The sequence below is a fragment of the Kitasatospora sp. NPDC057936 genome (assembly GCF_042887525.1).
Taxonomy (GTDB): domain Bacteria; phylum Actinomycetota; class Actinomycetes; order Streptomycetales; family Streptomycetaceae; genus Kitasatospora.
Genome location: NZ_JBHVPD010000012.1, coordinates 125,760 through 129,589, shown reverse-complemented (window position 1 = coordinate 129,589; position 3,830 = coordinate 125,760). Strand labels below are relative to the sequence as shown.

General features: G+C 74.9%; 3 protein-coding genes. 1 reads left to right on the top strand and 2 read right to left on the bottom strand.

Translation table 11 applies throughout. The annotated features are described in order from the left end of the window. A partial coding sequence (locus ACFVU9_RS09585) for an ROK family protein (protein WP_387591682.1) occupies window positions 1–857 on the bottom strand: 857 nt, incomplete at its 3' end. 9 nt (window positions 858–866) lie between these two features. Further along, window positions 867–2,297, bottom strand: a complete 1,431-nt coding sequence (gene xylB, locus ACFVU9_RS09580) for a xylulokinase (RefSeq protein ID WP_387591679.1) — start codon at window positions 2,295–2,297, stop codon at window positions 867–869. A gap of 95 nt (window positions 2,298–2,392) precedes the next feature. Between xylB and xylA the strand changes: the two genes are divergently transcribed. Next, a complete protein-coding gene (xylA, locus tag ACFVU9_RS09575) occupies window positions 2,393–3,565 on the top strand; it encodes a xylose isomerase (RefSeq protein WP_387591676.1) in 1,173 nt (390 codons plus the stop codon). Window positions 3,566–3,830: the final 265 nt, after the last annotated feature.

The following is a 3,830-nucleotide window of genomic DNA, read 5'->3' as shown; positions in this document are numbered from 1 at the left end:
GCCTCGCGCAGCACCGCCGCGTCGCCCGCGTACTGCTCCAGGCAGCCGCGGGCACCGCAGGCGCATCCGGCGCCGTCCGGCTGGACGGGGATGTGGCCGAGTTCGCCGGCGAAGCCGCGGGCGCCCCGGAACAGCCGTCCGTCGATGACCAGGGCGGCGCCGATCCCGGCCTCGGCGGAGACGTGGACGAAGGTCTCCGCGGCCTGCCCGGCGCTCCAGTACTCGGCCAGCGCACCGAGGTTGGCCTCGTTCTCGGGCTCTGGCACGGTGTCCGGGTCGGGCCAGTGGTCGGCGAGGGAGACGCCGCGCCAGCCGAGGTTGGGCGCGCGCTCGACCAGCCCGGCCGGTTCGTTCGGCACCACCCCGGGAACGGCCAGGACGCGGCCCTCGACGCTCAGGCCGAGGTCGGCGGCCTCCGCCTGCGCCTCGGCCGCCAGCGCGGCGGCCTCCGCCAGCACCTCCCCGGCCGGCCGGCCCGCGTTCTCCCGTTCGACCCGGCGCCACACCCGTGGCTCGCCGCGCAGGTCCACCACGCAAGCACCGAGGTGGGTGATGCCGATCTCCAGCCCCAGACCCGCCGGGCCCTGGTCGTTCACGGCCAGCGCCCGTCCGGGGCGGCCGACCCGGCCACTGGCCGTGGCCGCCGCCTCGGTCAGGGCTCCGCGGCCGATCAGCTCGTCCACCAGGGAGGAGACGGCCGCCCTGGTCAGGCCGATGCGCCCGGCGACGTCCGCGCGCGAGAGCGGGCTGTGCCCGGCGACCGCGCCGAGGACCAGTGAGAGGTTCTGGCGTCGCATGTCCTGCTGCGACGCAGGTCCGCTCTCCGGTCCCTTGCCCGCCCTGACCACCACCGTCACGCGCCCCTCCTACCGGTCCTCGGCCGGAGCACCCTGCAAGGCCCCGGCCCGACGCAGGGTATCCCCGATCCGCATCAGCGCGTCCTCGTCCTTCTTCACGGCCTCCAGGACCGGTCCCTCGGCCGTCCGCCAGCGGCGTGCCACGGCGTCGGCGCGCTCGCCGGTGAGCAGCGCGGCGGCCTGGGCGGCGGCGCCGATCGCCACCAGTTCCTGCGCGGCGGGCACCTGGACCGCCCGGCCCGAGAGCCGCAGGACGGTCCGCTGCCACGCCGTGCCGCGGGCGCCGCCGCCGATGAGCAGCAGCGGTTCGTCGCCGTCGGGGTCCTCGCCCCCGGCGCGCAGGACGCCGTCCAGGGCCGCGAGCAGGGCGTGGGCGGCGCCGTCGTAGGCGGCCTGGAGCAGCTGCCCGCGGGTGGTGTCGTGGCGGAGTCCGTGGATCAGGCCGGACGCGCCTGGGAGGTCGGGCGTGCGCTCGCCGTCCAGGTAGGGCAGGACGACCGCGGTGCCGCCGTCCTCGACCTCCTCGCGGCCGCGTCCGAGCAGGGCGGCGAAGCGGTCGACGGCCAGGGTGCAGTTGAGCGTGCAGGCCAGCGGCAGCCAGCCGCCGAGGGCGTCGGCGAAGCCCGCGACGGTGCCGCTCGGATCGGCCGGCCGCGTCCGGCCGACGGCGTAGACGGTGCCGGAGGTGCCCAGGCTGAGCACCGGCTGCCCGGGGCGCAGGCCGAGCCCGAGGGCCGCCGCCATGTTGTCGCCGGTGCCGGTGGCCACCAGTGCCCCCTCGCGCAGCGGCAGACCGGGACGGACGACGCCGGCCCGCACACCGGCCGGGAGGACCTCGGGCAGGAGCGCGGGATCGAGGCCGATGCAGGCGAGGACGTCCCGGTCGTACCCGTCCGGGCCCCACCAGCCGGTGCCCGACGCGTCGCCGCGGTCGGTGACGGCCTCGCCGGTCAGCCGTTCCGTCAGGAAGTCGTGGGGCAGGCGGACGGCGGCGACGCGGTCGGCCGCGGCGGGCTCGTGGGCGCGCAGCCAGGCCCACTTGGGGGCGGTGAAGGCGGCCGTCGGGACGCTGCCGGTGCGGCGGGCGATCTCCACCGCGCCGAGCGCGTCGCGCAGGTCGGCGGCCTGCGGCGCGGACCGGACGTCGTTCCAGAGCAGCGCCGGGCGGACCGGCCGGCCGGCCGCGTCGAGGGTGACGAGGCCGTGCTGCTGGCCGGCGACGGAGACCGCCGCCGCGCGGTCCGCCCAGCCCGTACGCGCCGCGGCCTCGCCGAGCGCCGACCACCACTGCTCGGGGTCGCTCTCCCTGCCGGCCCCCGTGCTGACGGTGTGCTGGGCTCGGCCCTCGCCCACCACGGCGCCGGTGTCGATGTCGACGGCCAGGGCCTTGGTGGACTGGGTCGAGCTGTCGACGCCGATCACGACACGCTGCTCAGCCATGCGTTCCTCCGGTGTGGGTTCCTTTTGACGTTCCGGCATACTAATTTGTTGAGAGCCCTGACAAACACCCTCCGCACGCGATTCGGAGCCGCTCCATGTCCAGCGACCCGCTCGTCCCCACCCCCGCGCACAAGTTCACCTTCGGCCTGTGGACCGTCGGCTGGCAGGGGCGCGACCCCTTCGGCGACGCGACCCGGCCCGCCCTCGACCCGGTCGAGACCGTACAGCGGCTCGCCGGGCTCGGCGCCCACGGCGTCACGTTCCACGACGACGACCTGATCCCCTTCGGCACCGGCGACGCCGAGCGCGAGCAGGTGGTCAAGCGCTTCCGCGCCGCCTTGGACACGGCCGGGCTGAAGGTGCCGATGGCCACCACCAACCTCTTCACCCACCCCGTCTTCAAGGACGGCGCGTTCACCGCCAACGACCGTGACGTGCGGCGCTACGCGCTGCGCAAGACGATCCGCAACATCGACCTGGCGGCGGAGCTCGGCGCCTCGGTCTACGTCGCCTGGGGCGGCCGCGAGGGCGCCGAGTCGGGGGCGGCCAAGGACGTGCGCACGGCCCTCGACCGGCTGAAGGAGGCCTTCGACCTCCTCGGCGAGTACGTCGAGCAGCAGGGCTACGACCTGCGCTTCGCGATCGAGCCCAAGCCCAACGAGCCGCGCGGCGACATCCTGCTGCCCACCGTCGGCCACGCGCTGGCGTTCATCAACGAGCTGGAGCGCCCCGAGCGGGTCGGCCTCAACCCGGAGGTCGGCCACGAGCAGATGGCCGGCCTCAACTTCCCGCACGGCATCGCCCAGGCCCTGTGGCACGGCAAGCTGTTCCACATCGACCTCAACGGCCAGTCCGGCATCAAGTACGACCAGGACCTGCGCTTCGGCGCCGGCGACCTGCGGCAGGCCTTCTGGCTGGTCGACCTGCTGGAGTCGGCGGGCTACGACGGCCCCAGGCACTTCGACTTCAAGCCGCCGCGCACCGAGGACTTCGACGGCGTGTGGGCCTCGGCGGCCGCCTGCATGCGCAACTACCTGCTGCTGGCCGAGCGTTCCCGCGCCTTCCGCGCCGACCCGGAGGTCCAGGCCGCGCTCACCGCCTCGCGCCTGCCCGAACTCGCCCTCCCCACGGCCCAGGACGGCCTCACCGGGCTCCTCGCGGACCGCTCCGCCTTCGAGGACTTCGACGTCGACACCGCCGCCCGGCGCGGCATGGCGTTCGAGCAGCTGGACCAGCTGGCCTACGAACACCTCCTCGGCGCCCGCTGACCAGGGCCACGACCGAGCCGGGCCGTGCGGGCTGCCGACCCGGCTTGCTCCGTCGTGGTCGAGCGAGCGCCTCACCGGCGTGGCCTGGTACTCGCCCAACCACTGCCGGGACCCCTACCAGCTGTAGGGGGCGCATCTACCGCCCGGGTCGGCGCCGACCCGCCGACCCGTGAGGACCCCCCGGCCGGGGGGCGGTCTCTTATACACTAATGAAGCAACCGATGATCCTATCAATGAAGATCTCAGTGGTGGCCGGGTAAATTAA